The following is a 16,631-nucleotide window of genomic DNA, read 5'->3' as shown; positions in this document are numbered from 1 at the left end:
GTGCGCGCGGCGGTGCAGTTCGCCGTCTCCCGCGATCTGGCGGTCGCGGTCCAGTCCACCGGCCACGGTGTGACTGTGCTCGACGAGGGTGGCGTGTTGATCTCCACCAAGCGGATGGCCGACGTCACCGTGGACCCGCAGGGCCGGTACGCGAGGATCGAGGCAGGCGCGCGCTGGGAACAGGTGGTGGCATGCGCCGAGCCGCACGGACTGGTACCGCCCAGCGGCTCCGCCGGACATGTGGGTGTGGCCGGCTACACGCTGGCCGGCGGAATGGGCCTGCTCGCCCGCGAGTTCGGCTACGCCGCCGATCATGTGCGCGCCCTCGACGTCGTCACCGCTGACGGCGAACTGCGGCATGTGACGGCCTAGAGCGATCCCGACCTCTTCTGGGCGCTGCGCGGCGGGCGAGACAACTTCGGTGTGGTGACCAGTCTGGAGATCGAGCTCCAGCCGGTCGAGCGCATCTACGGCGGCGGCATGTTCTTCGGCTTCGAGCACGCCGATGCGGTCTTCGCCTTCTTCCACGAGTGGACCTCCCGGGTCCCCGAGACGATGACCTCGTCCGTGGGCATGATCGGCTACCCGCCCATCCCGGTCTTCCCCGAGCCGCTGCGCGGCAGGCACGTCGTCCACGTCCGTTTCGCCACCACCGACCTCGCTGACGGCCCGGAACTCGTACGGCCCTGGCGGGACGTCGCACCGACGCTTCTGGAGCACGTCGGCGAACTCCCCTACAGCGAAGCCGGCTCGATCTACCGAGAGCCCAACTTCGCCCACTACTACGACGGCAACAGTGTGCTGCTGAGCGAGCTCAACCCGCAGGTGCTGACCGCTGTTCGCGAACTCGCGGGCGCGGACGCCCCGGTGTCGTGCATCGTCGACCTGCGCCATCTCGGCGGTGCTCTCTCGCGCAGCCCCAAGGTGGCGAACGCGGTGTCCTTCCGTGACGCGCAGTACATCCTGCGGGTGCTGTCGTCGCCCGAGGGCATCGAGCTGTCCGACGTACGCGCGACGCACGAGCGGATCGACGAGGCCGTGGCGGACTGGACTCTGGGCCGGGCGCCGAACTTCGTCTACGGCAGGCGGGACGCCGACGACTTCCGGTCCGAGCTGTACGAGAAGGCCGTCCTGGACAGGCTGTCCTCGCTCAAGGCGGTCTACGACCCGGCCAATGTCTTCCGCCGTAACCAGAACATCGAGCCCACGGTCTGACGTGGTGGAACCCCCGGCCGGGGCGGCTCCGAGGGATGCCTGAGATATGGACATACCCGGGGTCGCCCCGGTCTTTTGCCCTCCTCCGTGGCCAGGCTGCGGATGTGGGCCGTCGACGGTACCTGGGAGCGGGTGTTCACGACGCTGATGGCCCAGGCCGACGCCGAAGACGATCTGAACTGGGCCGTCTCGGTGGACTCCACCATCGTGCGGGCCCACCAGCGCGCCGCTGGGGCCCGCAAAAAAGGGCCCCAGCCGGCGAGCCCGACGACCACGCCATCGGACGGTCCCGCGGCGGGCTGACCACGAAGATCCACCTCGCCGCCGACACCCGCTGCCGCCCCCCTGGCCTTCGTCCTCACTGCCGGACAGGCCGGCGACGCACCCGCCTTCATCGACGTCATGGCCCGCTTGCGCGTTCCCCGGGGCCGAGGACGCCCCCGGACCAGGCCGGACGCGGTCCTGGCCGACAAGGCATACTCCTCCCGCGCGATCCGCGAGCACCTGCGCAAGCGCGGCATCCGAGCGGTGATCCCCGTCCCGGCCGACCAGCAAGGTCACCGACTCCGTCGCGGCAGCCGAGGCGGCCCACTGATCCAATGGGGACTACGATCTGGCGATTTCTTGCCGGAGCCGGTGGGTGAAGCGACGCAGGAGGTCCAACGTCTCTTGGAACTCGGCCCGGCGGTCGTCCCTGCCGTCGATGGGCCGGGTGCTCCAGACCCGACGCGCGAGAGCATCGGCGAGATCGACGGTGTCGCTGGCACAGAGCAGGTAGAGGGCTGAGCGTGCTTCCTGCATCTGGTTCGCCAACTCGTTGGCTCCGGGACCGTCGTCACTCAGCTGTGTTTCCTTCAGGTAGTCCAGTAGCTGAACTACGGCCGTGTTGAAGCCGATCCCGGCTTTGAGCTTCTGTTCGCGGAGCCACATGCGGTCCTGTCGGCGCGCGGTGAACCACGAACCGAACACCGCCCCTACGAGGCCGATAGCGGCCCCGATGGCCACGGACAGGATGTTCTCCACGGTCAGCTCCCCCCGACGTACAGCGCCGCCAGGCTACAGAGGCCGCCGGAGGCGCCCTCGACGAGCGCCCTCACATGCCAAGGGTTTGGTGATCCGAACGAAACGGCCCAGGTGGACAACTTCACGACGTACGTCCCCAGGTCGTCGGCCTCGACGACTCCGGGCACGGAGGCGCCGGACCTCAGCGGGGTCACGTATCAGTCGGCAGTCACTTCGCGCAGCACATGGACCACGGTAAAACGGCCGCTCGCCCGCCTGATCGGTATTCTCTGCCCGGTCCCGCCCGGAATGCGACCTACAGCAGGGGGTTGGCCAGCGGCAGATACCGGGCATCCGCCCCGTCCGCCCCCGTCCACCGCAACAACAGGTTCGTCTTGCCGGGCAGCGTGGGAGACCTGAGCAGCTCCCCCACCTCCGGCACCCCCGCCTCGTAACGCCTCAACTCCCGCCGTACGGCAGGCCAGAGCTCCACCCCCGGATACCGCTCCTCCAACGCCCCCGCGATCTCAAGGAGGTTGTTGACGACGAGGCAGTACACCAGCCGCTCCCACCCGGCGGCTCGCGTGACGTCGGGCAGCAGCTTCACGCCCTCGGCGTCCCGGAAGAGCGCCTGCACGGGCAGACCGTCGTCGTCCACGGCCACCACCGTGTTCTGCAGATGCGCTTCGAGTACGACTCCGTGGCGGGCGAACAACTCCAGTGCGGGTGCGATGACTTGACGCACATAGGCCGTCCACCAGGCGGCCGGATCGGAGAGGCGGTCCAGCGGGCTGCCGTCGGAGCCTTCGGTGAGGGCCGCCGCCAGCAAGGGCGTCGCGCCGGGGAGGACGTGGTCCCGCAGGCCGTCGCGTACGAGGACGGCGAGTTCCTCGAAGGCGAAGTTCGCGGTGCGGTAGCCGCGGTCGCTCAGCCAGGCCGCGGGGCCGTCCAGGCCCGCGAACGCCGAGGTGACCGCCGCGTCCGTGCGGTGGAGCTTGAGGAGGTCGTGGCGCCAGAGACGGCGGATGTCATTGGTGATGCGGACGTCGAGGCTGAATTTCAGGAAGAGGTCGGCGGCAGGGTCGTACACCGTCCGAATGGCCGCCGTGGGCCAGACCGGGGACGAGGCGCGGCCGAGTCGTACGAGGCGGCCGTCGGCGAAGGCGTCGTGGATCTCCGGCCGCGTGCCGACGAGGTCGAGCTGCCAGGGGTGGGCGGGCAGGAGCCGGTAGCCGGGAGGGGCCTGGCCCAGCGCGTCGATCGCCCGCAGGTCGCCCTCCTCGACGACCACGTCCTCGCGCACCCCGAGCAGGACGAGCGGGAAACGGGCGTACGCCTCGGGGGCGTAAGGGAGCCAGCCGGCGACCGGGCCGCCGCCGCGGGCCTTGGGCGCGGGATGGTAGGGGTGCCCGGTGATCAGGGACTGCTCGGAGCGCTGGTACGGGTCCTCGGGCGGGGTGGTCCCCTCGCGTGCGACGAGGAGCGCCGCCACCGCGTCCCGGCTGTCGATCATCTCGGTGGGCAGCTCGGAGTTGGCCAGGCCGGTGTGCCGGCGCAGCTCGTCGGCGGTGAGTTTGACCAGCTCGGTGTGGGTGAGGCGGTGCCAGGCCCCGGCGGCGTACACCTCGGGATCGGTGGGCCGACGTCCGCCGCGTACCCGCAGCAGCCGTCCCCCGCCCGGCAGCCGGTACACGGGCCGCTCACCGGACCCCGGTGCGGGCTCGGCCACCTCCCGCAGCAGACAATTGAGCAGCGGCGCCGCCGCGTACGCGTCGGCGGCCTCTGCGACGTCGTCCCTGGGGGGCATGGGCTCCACGCGATCCATTCGTTCCATACGGGTAGTGACGATCAGTATGTCTGCCGTAGTACCCGGCGCCGACGCCCTCCCATCACCGAGGAGCCACCCGTGCACCATCCCCCCACCCCGGCCGAGGCCGAGTCCGCCCTCGCCGCCGAGCTGCGTACCGAGGGCCCCGACCTGCTGCCGGGGTACGCCGCCGAGCTCCCGGGCGCCCGGGCCGCCGTGCTGACCCGGCTGTGGCGTGGTCTCGCCCATGAGCCGCTGCCGTGGATCACACGCCGGGAGCAGGAGCGCGAGGGCCTGACGCTCCATCTGGCCGACGGCCGCCGGCTGCACGGACCGCACTCGGATGCGTACGGAACTGCCGCCCGCGTTACGGAGGTCGAGCTGGACGGTGCCGCATACGACCATCCGGCCGCGCTCATGACCGCGCTCTCCTTCCCGCACGGTGACGCCTTCGCCGCCGAACTCGACCACGGCGTCGCCTCGTTGGCCCTGTCCCGCGCCGACCAGCCGCCCCTCGACGCCCCAGCCGCGACCTGGGAGTGGGAGCAGCGGATCGTCGACGGGCATCCCTTCCACCCCAACTGCCGTTCCCGGCCGGGCTTTTCGGTGGCCGAGCAGTTGGCGTACGCGCCCGAGCACCGTCCGGTGGTCGAGCTGGGCCTGGTCGCCGTGCCGGAGGAGGCCTGTCTGGTGGCGGGCGAGTGGCCGTACCGGGAGGCCGGGCGGGTACTGATCCCGGTGCATCCGTGGCAGGCCCGGCATGTGCTGAAGGACGAGACGCTGGTGGGCGGCGCGGGTGTCACCGCGCACCCCCTCATGTCGCTGCGCACCCTTGCCGACGCCGAGCCCGGCGGGCCGCACATCAAGACCGCGCTGAGCGCCCGGCTGACATCGGCCGTGCGGGACATCTCGGTGTACTCGATCGCCACGGCCGCGACGGTGTCGGCATTCCTGGACTCCGTCGCCGCCCGCCTGGGCGGCCTCCTTCACATCACGCGCACCCTGGGGGCGGTCACCGCCCGCACACCTGACCTCGCGGCCGCGGTGCGCGAGGCACCTGAGATGTACGCGGCGGAGGGCGAGCGGGTGGTACCGGTCGCCGCCCTCACCATGACCGGTCTGCCCCGATCCCCCTCCTGGATGGCCCAGTTCACGCGGCTGGCGCTGACGGTGTGTCTGCGACTGCTGGAGCTGGGCGTGGCGCTGGAGGCCCACGGCCAGAACCTCCTCGTGGTGCTCTCCCCCTCGGGCGCCCCGACCCGCCTGATCTACCGCGACCTCGCCGACATCCGCATCAGCCCGGCCCGCCTCGCCCGCCACGGCATCCCGGCCCCGGACCTGTCCGGCCGGCTGATCACGGACGACGAGACGACGCTGCGCCGCAAGCTGTTCGGCTCGCTCGTCACGGGCACGCTGGGAGCGACGGCGGGTTCGAGCGCGGCGCTCGGCGAGGCCCTCTCCACGGCCGTACGAGACCTGCCGCGCACGCCTGACCTGGCGGCCGCTCTGGACGGACCGCTGCCCACGAAGGCGCTGACGCTGATGCGGCTGTCTCCGGAGCGGCCGGGGGACATCTGGGCGGGGGTGCCCAATCCGTTGAAGGCAGCGTGAACCGCCGTGGGCTGGAAGGGGCGGTGTCTGTCGTCAGATGTCCCGCAGCTCCTTGGCCAGCGGCCCGTCGCCCATCACTTCGACACGCCCGGCCCGTATCGCCTCCTGCAGCGTCAGACCGCCACCGGCGAGTGCCGTGCACGTCGCCGAGTCGAGGGCGAGCCGGGCATCGGGGTCCTCGGGCGCCGGCCCCTCCGCGTACACCGGCCCGCCGCCCTCGGCACCGATACGAACGTAGAACTCCCCTTCCTCCAACCGTATTTGTACGACCCCGTCGCCAAGTCCCGCCAGGCAGCGCAGCAACGGCAGTGCGAACCAGTGCGCGCGCACCGCGTCGGTGGGCCGCCGCTCCTCCAGCAGGGGCGCACCCCACTCGCCCAGCGCCTGCAGGACGGGGAGCAACTGGCGTCCGCGGTCGGTGAGTTCGTACACGAAGGCCGCGCCCGGCGGGGGCAGCCGGCGCCGGCTCGACAGCCCGTCCCGCTCCATGTCCCTGAGCCGGGAGGCGAGGACGTCCGTGCTCACGCCGGGCAGATCCGCGTGCAGGTCGGTGTAGCGGCGCGGACCGGCGAGGAGCTCGCGGACGATCAGGAGGGTCCAGCGGTCACCGACGGCGTCGAGGGCCCGGGCTGCGGAACAGTACTGGTCGTAGCTTCGGCGAGGTGACATGCGACGCAGTCTAGACATGTTGTTGGACTTTCCAAGCCGCTACTTGGTAAAACCAAGCAACACACCAACCTGGAGGTGCGCACCGCATGGAGTTCCGGCAGTCGAGCAAGCTCAGCGAGGTCTGTTACGAGATCCGGGGTCCGGTCATAGAGCACGCGAACGCCCTGGAGGAGGCGGGCCACAGCGTGCTCCGGCTGAACACCGGCAACCCGGCGCTCTTCGGCTTCGAGGCGCCGGAGGAGATCCTCCAGGACATGATCCGCATGCTGCCCCAGGCACACGGCTACACCGACTCCCGGGGCATCCTCTCGGCCCGCCGTGCCGTCGCCCAGCGCTACCAGGACCTGGGCCTGGAGGTCGGCGTGGACGACGTCTTCCTCGGCAACGGCGTCTCGGAGCTCGTCTCGATGGCGGTCCAGGCGCTGGTCGAGGACGGCGACGAAATCCTCATCCCCGCCCCGGACTTCCCGCTCTGGACGGCCGTGACGACGCTCGCGGGCGGCAAGGCGGTGCACTACCTCTGCGACGAACAGGCGGACTGGTACCCGGACCTGGACGACATGGCGGCGAAGATCACGGACCGCACCAAGGCCGTCGTCATCATCAACCCCAACAACCCGACGGGCGCGGTCTATCCGAAGGAGATCATCGAGGGCATTCTCGACCTCGCGCGCCGCCACGGCCTGATGGTCTTCGCCGACGAGATCTACGACCAGATCCTGTACGACGACGCCGTGCACCACTCGGTCGCCTCCCTCGCCCCCGACCTGGTGGTCCTCACCTTCTGCGGACTGTCCAAGACGTACCGCGTGGCGGGTTTCCGCTCCGGCTGGATGGTCGTCACGGGCCCGCGCCAGCATGCCCGCGACTACCTCGAGGGCATGACGATGCTGGCCTCCATGCGGCTGTGCGCCAACGCGCCCGCCCAGTACGCCATCCAGGCCGCGCTCGGCGGCCGCCAGTCCATCCGCGAACTCACCGCGCCCGGGGGCAGGCTACGCGAGCAGCGCGACCGCGCCTGGGAGAAGCTCAACGAGATCCCAGGCGTCTCCTGCGTGAAACCGAAGGGCGCGCTGTACGCGTTCCCGCGCATCGACCCCCAGGTGCACAAGATCCACGACGACGAGAAGTTCGTCCTCGACCTGCTCCTGCGCGAAAAGATCCAGGTGGTCCAGGGCACCGGCTTCAACTGGCCGCGCCCCGACCACTTCCGCATCCTCACCCTCCCGTACGTCGACGACCTGGACGCGGCGATCGGACGGATCGGACGGTTCCTCAGCGGGTATCGGCAGTAGTCGGCAGCAGGGGAGGGCAGGGCGGCGGGGCGAACCCCATGGGCTCGAGGCCGCCCGTGCCCACTCAGGACGTCGCGGTGAGCTGGTCGCGCACCCGGACGGCGGCCTCGTACGTGTCCCCGAGCGGCCGCGTCGCCAGCCGCCCGGGCTCCCGCGTCCAGCGCTCCTCGAGCGCGAACCAGTCGACGGCACTCGGCCCCCGCCCTTCCTCCAGCGCGGCCCGCAGCTCGTCGAAGTACGTCGACCACCGCAGCCGGTACAGCCCGCCGAGCAGCCCCGCCCACTCCCGGTTCGCATAGTCGCGCAGCCCCGCGTCCACGCCCTCCCGGGTACCCCACACGGTCAGCAGCGACAGATTGTCGTACGCCAACTGGGCCCGCTCCACTTCGTCGGCACCCCAGGCCCGCGCGTCGGCCACCCAACGCCCCACCAGATGACGGGAGTCGGTGGCCATCAGGGTTTCCAGTACGTCCATCAGGGCCAGCCAGTCTCCGGCCAGCCGGTCCAGTTCGGTGGCGTCCCCGGCGTCGTACGCCTTCTTGATGCGGGGCAGGAGGACGCGGCTGCGGTTGGAGGCGGCCTGGCGGGCCACGTCGAGGAGGTCGTAGCGGTAGGCGGAGGAGTTGCGAAGGCTCGTGGGGACCTTCAGCAGTTCGTCGAGCGCGGGCTCGAACTCCTCTGCGTTGTAACGGAGTTGCTTGGGCGACCACTTGGCGGCCGACTTGGCCGTGAGCGAGGGGCGGGCCCCGAAGAACCCGTCGGCGCCCTCGCTCCACGAGTCGGCGCGGGTCGTGCCGTACGCGGTGCGGCGCAGGATGTCCCAGGCGGCCTCGGCGTGCGGATCACGCGCTCCGTAACGTGCGTGCGCCCAGTCCCTGAACCACGCCTCGAGGTCCAAGTCGGCGTCTTCCCAGGCGAGTTCGGAGAAGAGGTCGAAGGCCGCGGGGTTGTTGTCGGCCGCCTCCGGCATGAGGGCGACACCGCGCAGGGTGCTGCCCTCCTTGGTGCGCCACTTGTTGTAGAGCCCAGCCCAGTCCGGGGTGTTGGCGCCCATCGTCGTGTGGCCGCCGAAGTTCCAGATGGAGCCGAAGGCGTACGGGGTGTCACCCCAGTCGGCCTCGCGGTCGACGACGGTCGGGAAGCGGTCGGACAGTCCGTCGACGACAAGCATGTGCCGCTTGTCGACGGCGTCGACGATCGCCCTCGGCGGGTTGCGCTGCCAGCCGAGGATCACCCAGATCGCCTCCGGATGCGCGGTCAGCAGTGCTTTCTCGACGCCCTTCGCCGCATCGGCGACCGGTACGTCTCCGGGGTCGCCGCCCTCGTGGAGCAGGTCCATCTTGTAGAGCGTCGAGGGGCCGAACATCTCGTCCTGGACGCGGTAGAAGGTGGCCGCCACCCGCGCGAAATGGTCGGTACGCGGGTCCAGCCAGTCGGGTCGCGCGAGGCCCATCCACTCACCCTGCGGTATGGGCCGCGCGCCCGGATTCCGCTCGGCGAAGCCCGGCGGGACCGTACCGAAGTAGCCCGGGAACACCGGCGTCATGCCCAATTCCCGTACCCGGTCGACGATACGCCGCCCCAGCGCGGCCCGCGCGGCGAGCAACTGCCGCGAGAGGGGATACGGAAACGCGCCCATGTTCTGCATCAGGAACCACGGCAGATGGGCCGGGCCCGCGATCCACGCCCGCAGCTCCTCGTCCGTGTGCCCGAACTCCTGGAACACCCGGTGGTAGAGCGCGTCCGCGCCGATGTACACCAACACCTCGTTGTAACCGTGGAAGGCCAGTACGTCGAGCTCGCGCTCCCAGTACGACCAGTCGTTGTACGCGCCCGTGTAGCCGTCGTTCGTGTCGTTCAGGACGAAGCGGTGCGGGACATTGGCCTGCCGGGTGACAGTGCCTTCGAATCCGGGCAACTGCTCGGGGAGGTTGAGCTGCTCACCGGCCCAGCTGATGTTGGCGTGCGCGATGTGCTTCAAGTACCAGCGGAGTCCGGCGAGTTGTGTGCCGGGTGTGGTGCCGACGATGGTGATCCGTCCCGTACTGCCCGAGACCCGGAAGGCGTCAGCACTGCCGGCGAGGCTCGTCGTCTCGAATCTCAACTGCTGCGAGTGCCGCGGCAGTAGCCGCCGCGCCGCCCTGCTCGCTGCGTCGGCCTGACTCACTGAAGCCCCCTTGGCGTCCGTGGCGGAGGAACTTTTCGCGGGTGTGTTCGAGCAGGCTACGACACCGGCCGATCCGGCAACCGCAATCAGAAACGCACGACGAGCAAGCGGCATTTGGGTCTCCGGTTCGACAGCTGAGGGATGCCGTGGAGAGGAATACCCTCTGAATGAGGACTTCAGCTTGGAAATACGGCCACATGGCGGAGAACGCGTCATGAATGGGCAGTCGGTTTCGCCACCGACTGCCCGTCACGTGGCCGGCGAAGTGCCGGATCAGAGCCCGATCCGACGTGCCGGATCAGAGCCCGAAGAGCCGCGGATCATTCGCCAGGGCGCGGAAGTACTCGCGTGGCTCCGCGACCAGCTTTCGCTCCTTGAGGTCCATCAAGCCGCCGGTGGCCGTGATTTCGGCGGCGACCGTGCCGTCGGTCTTGCGTATCTCCTGCTCGACGCGGAAGATCTTGCTCTTGTCCATGAGGAAGTCGCACGTCACCTCGACCTCTTCGCCGGCCCGCAGCTCCCGCTTGAAACGGATGGTCGTCTCCAGCGCCACCGGCCCCACCCCCTTGGCTATCAGGCGGGACTGGCTGATCCCGGCGGCCTGCAGTAACGACCAGCGGGCGTGCTCCGCGTAGTTCAGATAGACGCTCTGGTTGAGATGGCCCTGGACATCGGTCTCGTACCCACGGACGGTCACCCGGACGGAAAACGGCCCGGACGCTCCTGACGCTTCTAACACGGCTTCCCCTTCATCTTTCTCGACGGTGGTGATCACTCAGCTTGGCATGCTCGTCTCACACTCGTCGCGGGGAAGCCAGCAGATAGCGCGCTCGCGTACGAGGCTCCGTGTACTCCCCGACCTGCCAGCTCGCCTTCTCCAGAGTGCCCGCACAGCCCTGCCGCGACTCGGCGTCCGGCACATGCACCGCGACCGCCTCGGGCTGCGGTGTCGCCCGCACCCGGTAGCCGTCGGCTTCCGCCCCCGCGGGCCGGTGCCCCGCAGCCTCCAGCGCGAGCGCGGCGGCCTGCACCAGATGCGTACGCTCCCATCCGCACGGCCGGTCCACGGCACCGTCCGGATTGGTCATCCGCCGCAACTCCAGAAGCCCCTGCCAGGCGCTGTGCACCTCGCGTATGCGCCCCGGGCCCGAGTCGACGCCCTCCTCACCGCCGACCCGGGCGGCGAACACCCCGGTGCCGGCGGACGCACGGGCGCTGCCTGCTTCCGCGGCCTCCCTTCCGTCCGGACCACTGGAGGCCTCCGCCGCCGCCTCCTCGCGTATCCGATGCCCGGCCGGTGTCAGGAAGTGATCGTGCGGCGGCCTGGGATGACGAAAGGCGAGCCCGCGCTTCACCAGCGCCGCGAGCTGGCTCTCCGTACCCCTGACCCGTCCCGTCACGGGGTCGGCGGCCTCGATGACACGCCGCTGCGCGGCGGTCGGCGGTCGTGTCACGGCGTGCTCCTCCCCGAATCCGGCTCGGCCTGATCGGCAAGCGATCACTGAGCCCATCCGAAGACTACGACCCGGGTCTGACACTCAGCCTTTCGTCCACCACCTCCCATTCGTCCGTCACAGGTCGCGAGCCCACCGTTCCAGCTCCTCGAAGTCCCGCTCCCGCAGCCCCTTGCGCGGATCGATCGGCAGCAGGAGGGCGGCCGCGTCGTGGTGCGCGGCGACATGCCGTACATCGAGTTCGGTGATCATGTCGTCGACCCAAACGAAGGGCCGGCCGGCAGCCCACGCCACGACGTGCCGCGTCTTCCAGTACAGGCCCTCGGGATCCCTCACGAACAGCTCGGGCCACTCGATCACCGGCAGATCGCCCGGCAGCCCGATCACCGGCGCGATCATCTCGTTGGCCTCGTGCATCCAGGTCGTGGCCCACGCCAGCTCATACGGCAACGCCCTCAGCCGCGCCCCATGCCCCGGATTGAGCCGCACCCGCAGCCCTCGCCTCAGCCGCCGCGACCCCGGTACCTGCCGCGCGGACCAGTTCGCGGGATGCAGCCGGCGCGTCACGTACCCGCGCGGCCGGACCAGCCGCGCGCCGTAGGGATTGAGCGGGCCGTCGACGTCGAGCAGCAGCAGCGGTTGGTCAGTCATGAATCGTGATTACCCATGATGGCGCAACTGCACTTCGCGGCACCCCACGGCGTAACAGGTCAGGGGGAGTGCGAACCCGGCCGGGAGACCGTTCCGGGGCGCCCCCGTTGGTGCGCGCCCCGGACACGGTCGCCATGGACCCCGCTCAGGTCCATGGCCTCCGGCCGAGGGCCGTCCCCCTCGGCCGGAGATCATCAACTGTTCAGGCCTGCGCGGCGATCTGCGCTAGGCGCCGCGCCTCCGACCGCGTGGAGCGGGCGATGGTGTCCTCGTCCACGTGCAGCAGGCGGCCGTTCTCGGCGATCTGCCTGCCGCCGACGAAGGACGCGGTGACCGGTGCCGCCGCGCCGAAGACGAGGGCGGTGACCGGGTCGGCGATCGAGGCGTGGGCCAGGGTGTCCAGGTTCCAGAGCACCAGGTCGGCGAGTTTGCCCGGCTCCAGGGAGCCGATCTCCCCTGCCCTGCCCAGGACTTGGGCGCCGCCGTAGGTGCCGAGACGCAGCGCCTGACGGGCGTTCAGGGCGGCTTCGCGGTGTGCGCCGAGGCGGTTGATGAGGAGCGCGTTGCGCAGTTCGGTGTGCAGTTCGCCGGACTCGTTCGACGCCGTGCCGTCGACGCCGAGGCCGACCGGGACACCGGCCGCGAGCATGTCGGGGACGCGTGCGATCCCGGCCGCGAGCCGGGCGTTGGACGAAGGACAGTGGGCCACGCCCGTCTTCGTACGGGCGAAGGCGGCGATGTCGGAGTCGTTCATGTGGACGCAGTGCGCCATCCACACGTCCTCGCCGAGCCAGCCCGTCGACTCGAAATAGTCGGTCGGGCCCATGCCGAACAGTTCCTTGCAGAACTGCTCCTCCTCCACGGTCTCCGAGCCGTGCGTGTGCAGCCGTACGCCCTTGCGGCGGGCCAACTCCGCGCCCTGCTTCATCAGTTCGGTCGACACCGAGAACGGGGAGCAGGGGGCCACGGCCACCTGCGTCATGGCGCCGAAGGAGTCGTCGTGGTGTTCGTCGACGGTCGCCTCGGTGGCGGCGAGCGCGCCTTCGAGGGTCTCGACCGCGAAGTCCGGCGGCAGACCGCCGTCCTTCTCACTGCGGTCCATGGAGCCGCGGGCGAGGGTGAAGCGGACACCCGTCTCGCGGGCGGCGCGGATGATCGCGCCCGACAGGTCGCCGGAGCCCTTCGGGAACACATAGTGGTGGTCCATCGCGGTGGTGACACCACCACGGGCCAGCATGGCGAGCGAGCCCTGGGCCGCCGCGTAGGTCATCTGCTCGTCGATGCGCGCCCATGTCGGGTAGAGCGCGACGAGCCAGTTGAAGAGGTTGTGGTCCGTGGCGAGGCCGCGGGTGAGCCACTGGTAGAAGTGGTGGTGGGTGTTGACCAGGCCGGGGGTCACGAGGTGGCCGCTCGCGTCGATGCGGCGTACGACGTCCTGCAGGTCCTCGGGAGCCTTTCCCGCGCCCAGCGACTCGATTCGGTCGTCGGCCACGACGACGTACCCGGAGGCGTACTCGGTGTCGTCGGCGTCCACGGTCGCGATCGCGCAGTTCTCGATGACGATGCGCTGGGCCATCGTGCGTCTCCTAGTTTCCGTACGTCCGTTGCTTTCCGTACGTCCGTGTCCGCGTCAGAGGTTGCTGAGGTCGACCGGGATGTGCGCCTCGCAGCCGTCCCGCAGGACGGTGGCCTCGATCAGGCCGTACGGGCGGTCGGCGGCGAAGTACACAGCTCCGTCGGCGGTGTCGTTCTTCAGCCCGAACGGCTCCAAGTCGACCAGGAAGTGATGCTTGTTCGGGAGTGAGAAGCGGATCTCGTCGATCTCGTCGCGGTGGTCGATGATGCGCGCGCCCATGGCGTAGAGCGTCTGCTGGAGTGAGAGGGAGTAGGTCTCGGCGAAGGCCTGGAGCATGTGCTTCCTCACCTGCTCGTAGGACGTCTCCCAGTCGGGCATGTCTTGTTCGTCGTCGGTCCAGTTGAAGCGCCAGCGGCTGGAGACCTCGGTGGCGAGGATGCGGTCGTACGCCTCGGGGAGTGTCGTGTACTTGTCCTTGACGTAGCCCCAGAACTCGGAGTTCGTCGAGTTCATCACGACCAGGTCCTTGAGGCCGGAGACGACCTCCCACTGCTCGCCGTCGTACGTGATCTGCGCAAGCCGGGTCTCCTGGCCCTTGCGGACGAAGGAGTGGGCGCCCTCGCCGGAGTTCTCGATGCGCTCCCAGGCGTACTCCTCGACGCGGACGCGGGCCCGGTGGATCGGCACCTGGCTGGTCACGAAGTGGCGGGCGAGGTGGATGCCGAACTGCTCGGCGGACTCGATGCCGTGCTCCTTGGCGAAGGCGTACACCGTGTTCTTGGTGGTGTCGGTCGGCAGGACGTTCGCGTTGGAGCCGGAGTAGTGGACCTCGTCCATGTCGCCGCTCAGCGACACCGAGACGTTGAGGTCCTTGATGTGGTGGGTGGCACCGTCCCGCGTGATGCGTACGACGCGGTTCTCGGCCTTGCCGTACTGGTTCTGTCCAAGGATGGGCATCGTGCACTAGCTCCCTCGGTATACGGAGTAGCCGAACGGATTGAGCAGCAGCGGTACGTGGTAGTGCTCGCCGGGCGTCACGGCGAAGGTGACCGTGACCTCCGGGAAGAACGCGGCCTCGTCCCGGTGCGCGGAGAGGTACGCCTCGGTCTCGAAGCGGAGGCGTACGTGCGTGGTGCCTGCCGGCAGCGCCGGGAGGTCCTTGCAGCGGCCGTCGGCGTCCGTGGCGGAGATGCCGATCGCCGTCCACTCGGCGCTGCCGCGTGCCGACAGCGAGACGGGCACGCCCGGGGCGGGGCGGCCGATGCTGGTGTCCAGGATGTGGGTGGACACCGAAGCGGTACTCATCAGTCGCCGTCCTGTTCTTCCACGTGTTCTTCCACAGGTTCTGCCACGGGCTCCTCCACGAGCCGGGCGAGGCGGATGCGGTTGATCTTGCCCAGTTCGGTGCGGACGATCTCGCGCTCCTCCTCCGGCGAGTTACCGATCCGTACCTTCACCGCGTCCCGCATCTTCTCGCCGGTCAGGCCGGTGGCGCAGATCAGAAAGACATGGCCGAACCTGTCCTGGTACGCCAGGTTGAGTTCGAGCATCTCGGCCTTCAGCTCCTCGGAGGCGCCGGCCATGCCGCGCTGCTCACGCGAGCTCGTGAGGTCGCCGGGCTTGGGGCGGCCGATGGGCGGGTGCCCTGCCATGGCTTCCGCCAGGTCGCCTTCGGTCAGCTCTGCCATGGCGGCATCACTGGCGGCGAGAAGGTCGTCGGCCATGGCGTACGGACGCCCCGCGAGCAGCCTGCGCCCCCACTCCGCCGAGGCACATGCCTCGTGGAGCACCGCGGCGGCAGCGTGCCCCTCCAGGGCGTTGAAGCGGGCGAGGCCCGGCGTCGAAGAACTCGAAGTCACCGGACCAGCTAACGCCCTGCGGCAACACGACGTCAACAGTTTGTTGAAAAAACCGGTCGGAGGGGCCTCTGCTCAGGCCTCTTTCTCGCGGTTCAGGTAGTTGTAGACGGTGAAGCGGCTCACCCCGAGCGCACTCGCCACGGTTTCCACGCCGTGCCGTACGGAGAACGCTCCGCGCGCCTCGAGGATCCGTACGACCTCCTGCTTGGCCTTGCGGTCGAGCTCGGCCAAGGGCTTGCCCTGCTTGCGTTCCAGCGCGGCGAGGATGTGGTCCAGCGAATCGGCGAGCTGCGGCAGGCGTACGGCGACGACGTCGGCGCCCTCCCAGGTGAGTACGACATCGTCCTCACCGGCTTGGTCGAGCGGCAGCATCTCGCCGCCCATGGCGTCGACCAGCGGCTTCACGGCTGTGATGAAGGGCTCGTCCCCGATACCTGTCACGTCCCCGATACCGGTCACATCCCCGGTGCCCGTCACGCCTCGCCCTCCGCGATCACGTTGAACTGCAGCGAGATCCGGGTGGCGCCGGACTCCAGGGTCTTGCGCAGCAGGGCGTCCACGGCGGTGAGTACGGCGTCGGCGCTGCCCTCCGCGGTGTTGCCGAACGGGCCGACGTCCACCGCGTCCAGCTCTGCCGCCTCGATGACCTCGCGGGCGACCAGCGCATGCGGCGGCGCCTCGTCGAGGTCGAAGGGCTCGGTCGTGAACTCCACTCTCAATCGCACTGTGCCCCCAGAACACGCCTATGACCTGCTATTTTCCCCGATCACCCACCGCGAGGGCGCATCAGGGCACAACAGGGATGCATCAATCGGCTGCTTCACAGCGGCGATGCACCCCGAGCCAATCACTTTCACTCGGACGGAGCCGCTTCGTCCGCCACGAGGCGACCCTAACCGACCAGGGCGCCCCTTCGACCAAGCGCTGCGTCGAAGATTGCTGTTCGGCTAGTGGGCGGGTTCGAAGAGTTCGATCAGGTTGCCCGCGGGGTCGGTGAGCAGGACCTGACGCCCGCCGGGGCCGGAGACCACGTCGCTGTGGAAGGCCAGTCCGGCGCTGCGCAGCCGGTCGATCTCGGTGTTCAGGTCGTCCACGATCAGGTGGATGCGGTTGCGGCCGGGGCCGGTGCCGGCCGGGGTGGCGCGGGCACCGGAGCTGGCCGGGCCGGACAGCAGCAGTCGCAGCGGCCCGCGTGTCACGTCGGCGAAGGCGGGGGCGGCGCTGGTGCGAAGGGTGAAGCCCAGGTGGGTGGTGTAGAAGTCGACGGCCGCTTGGACGTCGTCGACGAGGTACCGGACGCCGGCGAACTGGTCGGGCATGGTCAT

18 protein-coding genes and 2 pseudogenes are annotated in these 16,631 nt (G+C 69.7%); 5 read left to right on the top strand and 15 right to left on the bottom strand.

Going from position 1 to position 16,631, the window contains the following annotated elements; genetic code table 11:
• The 3 genes and pseudogenes from ABD357_RS28500 to ABD357_RS44855 all read left to right on the top strand — a co-directional run.
• A complete protein-coding gene (locus ABD357_RS28500) occupies window positions 1-372 on the top strand; it encodes an FAD-binding oxidoreductase (RefSeq protein ID WP_344393870.1) in 372 nt (123 codons plus the stop codon).
• Between the two features lie 54 nt (window positions 373-426).
• Entirely contained in the window at window positions 427-1,215 is a 789-nt protein-coding gene (locus ABD357_RS28495; protein WP_344393869.1) for a BBE domain-containing protein, read from the top strand.
• A 93-nt stretch (window positions 1,216-1,308) separates the two neighbouring features.
• Window positions 1,309-1,803 (top strand): annotated as a pseudogene (locus tag ABD357_RS44855) (IS5 family transposase); the annotation flags it as partial.
• 18 nt (window positions 1,804-1,821) lie between these two features.
• Here ABD357_RS44855 and ABD357_RS28480 read toward each other — a convergent pair.
• From ABD357_RS28480 to ABD357_RS28475, 3 genes and pseudogenes are all read right to left on the bottom strand, one after another.
• On the bottom strand, window positions 1,822-2,238 hold the full coding sequence (locus ABD357_RS28480) for a hypothetical protein (RefSeq protein ID WP_344393868.1): 417 nt from the start codon (window positions 2,236-2,238) through the stop codon (window positions 1,822-1,824).
• A 113-nt stretch (window positions 2,239-2,351) separates the two neighbouring features.
• A pseudogene (locus ABD357_RS44850) lies at window positions 2,352-2,432 on the bottom strand (HipA family kinase); the annotation flags it as partial.
• A 101-nt stretch (window positions 2,433-2,533) separates the two neighbouring features.
• On the bottom strand, window positions 2,534-4,042 hold the full coding sequence (locus ABD357_RS28475) for an IucA/IucC family protein (protein ID WP_344393898.1): 1,509 nt from the start codon (window positions 4,040-4,042) through the stop codon (window positions 2,534-2,536).
• 81 nt (window positions 4,043-4,123) lie between these two features.
• Here ABD357_RS28475 and ABD357_RS28470 point away from each other — a divergent pair, with 81 nt between their 5' ends.
• Complete coding sequence (locus ABD357_RS28470) at window positions 4,124-5,635, top strand: IucA/IucC family protein (protein WP_344393867.1); 1,512 nt, start codon at window positions 4,124-4,126, stop codon at window positions 5,633-5,635.
• A gap of 33 nt (window positions 5,636-5,668) precedes the next feature.
• Here ABD357_RS28470 and ABD357_RS28465 read toward each other — a convergent pair whose 3' ends face one another.
• The gene (locus ABD357_RS28465; RefSeq protein WP_344393866.1) at window positions 5,669-6,304 is read right to left on the bottom strand and encodes a winged helix-turn-helix transcriptional regulator; all 636 of its coding nucleotides are present in this window, start codon (window positions 6,302-6,304) and stop codon (window positions 5,669-5,671) included.
• 86 nt (window positions 6,305-6,390) lie between these two features.
• On the opposite strand from ABD357_RS28465, the gene ABD357_RS28460 reads away from it, so the two are divergent.
• Complete coding sequence (locus ABD357_RS28460) at window positions 6,391-7,599, top strand: pyridoxal phosphate-dependent aminotransferase (protein ID WP_344393865.1); 1,209 nt, start codon at window positions 6,391-6,393, stop codon at window positions 7,597-7,599.
• A 64-nt stretch (window positions 7,600-7,663) separates the two neighbouring features.
• Here ABD357_RS28460 and ABD357_RS28455 read toward each other — a convergent pair whose 3' ends face one another.
• The 11 genes from ABD357_RS28455 to ABD357_RS28405 all read right to left on the bottom strand — a co-directional run bounded on the left by ABD357_RS28455 (window position 7,664) and on the right by ABD357_RS28405 (window position 16,631).
• On the bottom strand, window positions 7,664-9,880 hold the full coding sequence (locus tag ABD357_RS28455; protein ID WP_344393864.1) for an alpha-N-acetylglucosaminidase: 2,217 nt from the start codon (window positions 9,878-9,880) through the stop codon (window positions 7,664-7,666).
• Between the two features lie 184 nt (window positions 9,881-10,064).
• Window positions 10,065-10,463, bottom strand: a complete 399-nt coding sequence (locus tag ABD357_RS28450) for an acyl-CoA thioesterase (protein ID WP_344393863.1) — start codon at window positions 10,461-10,463, stop codon at window positions 10,065-10,067.
• A 97-nt stretch (window positions 10,464-10,560) separates the two neighbouring features.
• Window positions 10,561-11,220 carry a hypothetical protein gene (locus tag ABD357_RS28445; protein ID WP_344393862.1) on the bottom strand — a complete coding sequence of 220 codons (660 nt, stop codon included), beginning with the start codon at window positions 11,218-11,220 and terminating at the stop codon, window positions 10,561-10,563.
• Between the two features lie 117 nt (window positions 11,221-11,337).
• Window positions 11,338-11,871, bottom strand: coding sequence for an HAD domain-containing protein (locus ABD357_RS28440; protein ID WP_344393861.1), 534 nt, complete (start codon window positions 11,869-11,871; stop codon window positions 11,338-11,340).
• A 202-nt stretch (window positions 11,872-12,073) separates the two neighbouring features.
• A complete protein-coding gene (locus ABD357_RS28435) occupies window positions 12,074-13,447 on the bottom strand; it encodes an 8-oxoguanine deaminase (RefSeq protein ID WP_344393860.1) in 1,374 nt (457 codons plus the stop codon).
• Between the two features lie 54 nt (window positions 13,448-13,501).
• The gene (pucL, locus tag ABD357_RS28430; protein ID WP_344393859.1) at window positions 13,502-14,404 is read right to left on the bottom strand and encodes a factor-independent urate hydroxylase; all 903 of its coding nucleotides are present in this window, start codon (window positions 14,402-14,404) and stop codon (window positions 13,502-13,504) included.
• A gap of 6 nt (window positions 14,405-14,410) precedes the next feature.
• Window positions 14,411-14,752: a hydroxyisourate hydrolase gene (gene uraH, locus ABD357_RS28425; protein ID WP_344393858.1), complete on the bottom strand. Its 342-nt coding sequence runs from the start codon at window positions 14,750-14,752 to the stop codon at window positions 14,411-14,413.
• Complete coding sequence (gene uraD, locus ABD357_RS28420) at window positions 14,752-15,306, bottom strand: 2-oxo-4-hydroxy-4-carboxy-5-ureidoimidazoline decarboxylase (protein WP_344393857.1); 555 nt, start codon at window positions 15,304-15,306, stop codon at window positions 14,752-14,754. The genes uraH and uraD overlap by 1 nt, the downstream gene beginning before the upstream one ends.
• Window positions 15,307-15,378: 72 nt before the next feature.
• Window positions 15,379-15,747, bottom strand: coding sequence for a helix-turn-helix domain-containing protein (locus tag ABD357_RS28415; RefSeq protein ID WP_344393897.1), 369 nt, complete (start codon window positions 15,745-15,747; stop codon window positions 15,379-15,381).
• Window positions 15,748-15,779: 32 nt separating this feature from the next.
• Window positions 15,780-16,031, bottom strand: a complete 252-nt coding sequence (locus ABD357_RS28410) for a YkoF family thiamine-binding protein (protein ID WP_033324615.1) — start codon at window positions 16,029-16,031, stop codon at window positions 15,780-15,782.
• Between the two features lie 222 nt (window positions 16,032-16,253).
• Entirely contained in the window at window positions 16,254-16,631 is a 378-nt protein-coding gene (locus ABD357_RS28405) for a VOC family protein (RefSeq protein ID WP_344393856.1), read from the bottom strand.

It is taken from the genome of Streptomyces vastus (assembly GCF_039532825.1).
GTDB lineage: Bacteria > Actinomycetota > Actinomycetes > Streptomycetales > Streptomycetaceae > Streptomyces > Streptomyces vastus.
This window is presented reverse-complemented; position numbering and strand designations above follow the sequence as displayed.

Excerpts from the sequence above, each read along its gene's own strand:
- ABD357_RS28405 (WP_344393856.1), bottom strand. The coding sequence starts at position 16,631 with ATGACCATGCCCGACCAGTTCGCCGGCGTCCGGTACCTCGTCGACGAC.
- ABD357_RS28435 (WP_344393860.1), bottom strand. The coding sequence starts at position 13,447 with ATGGCCCAGCGCATCGTCATCGAGAACTGCGCGATCGCGACCGTGGAC.
- ABD357_RS28465 (WP_344393866.1), bottom strand. The coding sequence starts at position 6,304 with ATGTCACCTCGCCGAAGCTACGACCAGTACTGTTCCGCAGCCCGGGCC.
- ABD357_RS28460 (WP_344393865.1), top strand. The coding sequence starts at position 6,391 with ATGGAGTTCCGGCAGTCGAGCAAGCTCAGCGAGGTCTGTTACGAGATC.
- pucL (WP_344393859.1), bottom strand. The coding sequence starts at position 14,404 with ATGCCCATCCTTGGACAGAACCAGTACGGCAAGGCCGAGAACCGCGTC.
- uraH (WP_344393858.1), bottom strand. The coding sequence starts at position 14,752 with ATGAGTACCGCTTCGGTGTCCACCCACATCCTGGACACCAGCATCGGC.
- ABD357_RS28440 (WP_344393861.1), bottom strand. The coding sequence starts at position 11,871 with ATGACTGACCAACCGCTGCTGCTGCTCGACGTCGACGGCCCGCTCAAT.
- ABD357_RS28475 (WP_344393898.1), bottom strand. The coding sequence starts at position 4,042 with ATGGATCGCGTGGAGCCCATGCCCCCCAGGGACGACGTCGCAGAGGCC.
- ABD357_RS28455 (WP_344393864.1), bottom strand. The coding sequence starts at position 9,880 with ATGCCGCTTGCTCGTCGTGCGTTTCTGATTGCGGTTGCCGGATCGGCC.